Origin of the sequence: Actinotalea ferrariae CF5-4 (assembly GCF_000603945.1) — a bacterium.
GTDB classification, from domain to species: domain Bacteria; phylum Actinomycetota; class Actinomycetes; order Actinomycetales; family Cellulomonadaceae; genus Actinotalea; species Actinotalea ferrariae.
The window spans coordinates 1-4465 of the sequence record NZ_AXCW01000276.1; the positions used below are offsets into that span (position 1 = coordinate 1).

The 4465-nt window shown below is 73.9% G+C and carries 6 protein-coding genes; 5 read left to right on the forward strand and 1 reads right to left on the reverse strand.

Annotated features, from left to right (window positions below; genetic code table 11):
• The 5 genes from N866_RS16190 to N866_RS22635 all read left to right on the forward strand — a co-directional run.
• The coding region (locus tag N866_RS16190) for an SDR family oxidoreductase (RefSeq protein ID WP_034228288.1) at nt 1-730 on the forward strand (730 nt) is incomplete at its 5' end.
• A 28-nt stretch (nt 731-758) separates the two neighbouring features.
• Nucleotides 759-1142 carry a cupin domain-containing protein gene (locus tag N866_RS16195; protein WP_034228289.1) on the forward strand — a complete coding sequence of 128 codons (384 nt, stop codon included), beginning with the start codon at nt 759-761 and terminating at the stop codon, nt 1140-1142.
• A gap of 34 nt (nt 1143-1176) precedes the next feature.
• A complete protein-coding gene (lsrF, locus tag N866_RS16200) occupies nt 1177-2061 on the forward strand; it encodes a 3-hydroxy-5-phosphonooxypentane-2,4-dione thiolase (protein ID WP_034228290.1) in 885 nt (294 codons plus the stop codon).
• A 2-nt stretch (nt 2062-2063) separates the two neighbouring features.
• A complete protein-coding gene (locus N866_RS16205) occupies nt 2064-2750 on the forward strand; it encodes a class II aldolase/adducin family protein (protein ID WP_216699466.1) in 687 nt (228 codons plus the stop codon).
• 229 nt (nt 2751-2979) lie between these two features.
• A complete protein-coding gene (locus N866_RS22635) occupies nt 2980-3111 on the forward strand; it encodes a hypothetical protein (protein WP_281173271.1) in 132 nt (43 codons plus the stop codon).
• Between the two features lie 34 nt (nt 3112-3145).
• On the opposite strand, the gene N866_RS16210 is transcribed toward N866_RS22635, so the two are convergent.
• The coding region (locus tag N866_RS16210) for a cryptochrome/photolyase family protein (RefSeq protein ID WP_034228294.1) at nt 3146-4465 on the reverse strand (1320 nt) is incomplete at its 5' end.

Below are 4465 nucleotides of genomic sequence, written 5' to 3' on the forward strand. Positions count from 1 at the left end.
CGGCGCCGCGTCCGGCATCGGACGCGGCTGCGCCGCCGCCCTGCTCGACGCGGGAGCCGCCGTCGTCGGGTGGGACCTGTCCCCCGGCGTGGCGACGGCCTTCGACTCCCCGGACTGGCTCGGGCTCCAGGTCGACGTCACCGACGCTGAGGCGGTGGACGCCGCGCTCGCCGCCGGCGTGGACCACTTCGGCGGGCTCGACGTCCTCGTCGTGGCGGCGGGCATCTTCCCGTCCAGCCAGCCGCTGGCCGACCTCCCGCCGGAGACGTGGCGTCGCACCATGGCCGTCAACGTCGACGCGGTCGCCCTCCTCTACGGGCGCGTCCACCCGCTGCTGAGGCTCGCGCCGGCCGGCGGGCGCGTCGTCGTCGTCGCCTCGAAGAACGTGGCGGCGCCGGGTCCGGGCGCAGCCGCGTACTCCGCCTCGAAGGCGGCCCTGACGCAGCTGTCGCGTGTCGCGGCCCTGGAGTGGGCGCCCGACGGCATCCGGGTCAACCTCGTCCACCCGGACGCCGTGTTCGACACGGGGCTGTGGACGCCCGAGCTGCTCGCGGCCCGTGCCGAGCACTACGGCATGAGCGTCGACGACTACAAGCGCCGCAACCTCCTGCGCACCGAGGTGACCAGCGCCGCCGTCGGGCGGCTGGTGCTCGCGATGGCCGACGACACCTTCGCCTGCACCACGGGCGCGCAGGTGCCGATCGACGGCGGCAACGAACGAGTGATCTGAGAGGAACGGCGATGCTGGGAGGAAAGCGATGCTGAGCGGATCGATGAAGGACCCCGCCTACCGGAACGGCACGTGGGGCCCGGCGTACCTCGTGCAGGGCGGGTCGAGCGACATGGGCGTCCTCCGGCTCGAGCCGGGGCAGTCCATGCCGAACCACCTGCACCGGCACTGCGACGAGTCGTTCGTCGTGCTCGAGGGCACCTGCACCCTGTGGATCGACGCCACCGAGCGCCACACCATGACCGTCGACGAGGTCTTCCGCTGCGTCCCCGGCGAGATGCACTTCCTCGTCAACGACGGCGACGTGCCCTTCCGGTGCGTCTTCATCAAGTCCCCGGCCAGCCCCGGCGACACGGTCACCGTGCCGTGGGTCCCCGGCGAGCCGGTCCCGGTCCCCCCCGACGCGGCCTGACGCCGCACCCGCCACGAAGGAGCACTGCACAGCCATGGCTGATCTCGAAGGCAACGTCAACGCCAAGGACTACGGGCTGGACCGCCCGCAGACGATGGGCGGCTTCCACGTCAAGGGCGCCTCCCAGCTCGACTTCGGCATGCGCCACCGCCTGGCGCGCATCTTCCGCGAGGACGGCCGCACGGTCATGCTCGCGTTCGACCACGGGTACTTCCAGGGCCCGACGAGCGGCCTGGAGCGCGTCGACCTGTCCATCGTGCCCCTCGCGCCGTACGCCGACGCCCTCATGGCGACCCGCGGCATCTTCCGCTCCGTGGTCCCGGCCCACGTCGACAACGCCCTCGTGCTGCGCGCCTCCGGCGGCCCGTCGATCCTCAAGGAGCTGTCCGACGAGCGCATCGCGATGGACATCGTCGACGCGGCCCGGATCGACGCCGCGGCCGTGGCGGTCCAGGTCTTCGTCGGCGGGCCGAACGAGACGCAGTCCGTGCACAACATGACCCAGCTCGTCGACGCGGGCCTCCAGTACGGCATCCCCGTCGTCGGCGTGACGGCCGTGGGCAAGGAGCTGGTGCGGGACGCCCGCTACCTGGGCCTGGCCACGCGCATCATCGCCGAGCTCGGCGCGCAGGTCGTGAAGACCTACTACTGCGAGAAGGACTTCGAGCAGGTGACCGCCGGCTGCCCCGTGCCCGTGATCATGGCGGGCGGCAAGAAGCTGCCCTCGGCCGAGGCGCTGACGATGGCCTTCCAGGCCGTGGACCAGGGTGCCTCCGGCGTCGACATGGGCCGGAACATCTTCCAGCGCACCGCGCCCGAGGCGATGATCCAGGCCGTCAACGCCGTCGTGCACGACGGCGTCTCCCCCACGGACGCGCACGCGATGTACCGCGAGCTGTCCGGCGGGGCCGAGGACTGACCGTGTCGAGCCCGACCACCTCACCCCTGCGCTGGTCCGGCGGCGGGTTCACCGAGGCCGAGCTCCGGGAGCAGGTCTGCGAGATCGGTCGCAACCTGTGGACCCGGGGGCTCGTCGCCGCCAACGACGGCAACGTCTCGGTGCGCCTGCCCGACGGCCACGTCCTGTGCACCCCCACGATGGTGAGCAAGGGGTACATGACGCCGGCCATGCTGCCGGTCGTCGCCCTCGGCGGTGAGGTGGTCCGGCTGGGCGAGGGCGGGCTGCGGCCGTCGTCGGAGGTCCGGATGCACCTGCGGGCGTACCAGGTCTCCGACGACGTCGGCGCCGTGGTGCACGCCCACCCGCCCTACGCGACGGCGTTCGCCATCAAGGGCGAAGCCCTGGCGGGGGCGATGATGCCCGAGAGCGTCGTCGCGATGCCGGAGATCCCCCTGGCGCCGTACGCCACGCCCACGACGGACGAGGTCCCGGACTCGGTCGAGCCCTTCATCCGCACGCACCCCGGGTGCCTCCTCGAGCACCACGGCGCCCTCACCTGGGCGGCGGACCTCATGACGGCGTACCTCGCGATGGAGCGGCTGGAGTACTCGGCGCTGATGACGGCCCTGGTGCGGCAGATCGACGGGGAGCGGCAGCTCAGCCCCGAGCGCGTCGCGGAGGTCCGACGGCGGTTCGGGCTGGCCTGACGGCGGCGCCGAGGCCGGTGCGCCGACCATGGCCCGCGTCACACGGGAGGGTCCGGTCGGGGGACATCAGCACCGTCCTGCGCTCCCGGGCCTCATGTTCCCGGCCCCTCCTGCCGACAGAGGAGTCAGCCCCACCGGGCCACCCTCGCCGGCACACCCACCGGAACGACCGACCGCACCCCGCAGCGCGACCCGCTGAGCGCCCCCTCCGCACGTCCCCGGAGCCCCCATGAGCGCCACACGCTGCACCTGCATCCTCGACGGCCTCCTCCACCAGGTCGTCGCCGACCCCACCTGCCCCGCGACGCCGGTCCACGTGGTCCACCACGCCCACGGCGTCACGGTCCGCCGCGCCCGCTGACGCAGGCTGCCGACCCCGGCAGAGGCACACCCCGTCAGAACCGGTCGCGGTGGGCCTCCTGCTCGACCACGGCCTCCAGGTCGCCCAGCCGGCGCATCCCCGCGAGCGCCTGCGCCATCCGGTGGTTGCCCGCGAACCGCTCGCCGTTGCGGTGCAGGAACGCCCAGTACCCGGCCGTGAACGGGCACGCCCGCGGCCCGAGCCGCACCGCAGGGTCGAACGGGCACCCCCCGCAGTGGTCCGTCATCCGCGTGAGGTAGGCGCCCCCCGACGCGTAGGGCTTGGTCGCCATGAGGCCGCCGTCGGCGTGCTGGGACATGCCGACGACGTTCGGCACCATGACCCAGTCGAACCCGTCCACGAAGCTCCGGTGGAACCAGTCGGTCACCGCCGCCGGGTCGTAGCCGCGCTGCAGCGCGTGGTTCCCCAGGATCATGAGGCGGGGGATGTGGTGCGTCCACCCCTCCTCCCGCACCGAGGCGAGCGTCTCGGACAGGCACCGGGCGCGCACCGTGCCGGCCGCGTCCAGGTCCTGCCACCAGTCCGGCAGCGGCGCGTCGGCGTCGAGCGCATTGCGGTGGCGGTGCTCCTCGGGGTCGGCGTCGCCGGGTCTCCAGTACAGGTGCCAGACGAACTCCCGCCAGCCCACGACCTGCCGGACGAACCCCTCGACACTCGCGAGCCGCGCCGCGCCGTCGTCGTACGCGCGCACCGCGCGCCGGGCCGCCTCCAGGGGGTGGAGGAGCCCCAGGTTGAGCGGCACCGACAGGCCGGAGTGCGCCATCCAGCGGTCGCCGTGCAGGACCGCGTCCTCGTAGGGGCCGAAGGCGTCCAGCCGCCCGACGGCGAACTCCTCCAGCGCCGTCACCGCCTCGGCGCGGGTGACCGCGAACCGCCGCGGCCCGTCCTCACCGACGAACTCGACCAGCCCGTCGCGCTCCCAGCGGTCCAGGTCCTCGCGCACGCCGGCGTCGATCTCGTCCTCCGCCGGCCACCACGGCTCGGCGACGTCGACGCGGTCCCGCAGCAGGACGGTGCGCCGCGGGGGCGGCTCCCGGTTCTCGTCGTCGTAGGTCCAGCGTCCCCCGACCGGTGCGCCGTCCTGCTCGACGAGCAGCCCGGTCGCCCGGCGCACCTGCCGGTAGAAGTCGTCCAGCAGCAGCCGACGGCGTCCGCGCGTGGCCACCCACGCCGCGAACTCCTCCGGCGCGACCACCCAGCCGCGCTCGGGCAGGACCGTGAGACGCCCCTCGTCCGCGAGCCGCCGCACGAGCCCGCGCGCCGCCCGGCTCGTCGGGTCCACGACGCTCACGGCCGGGGCACCGCCGGACGGCGACGGCGGGCCCGCGCCGCC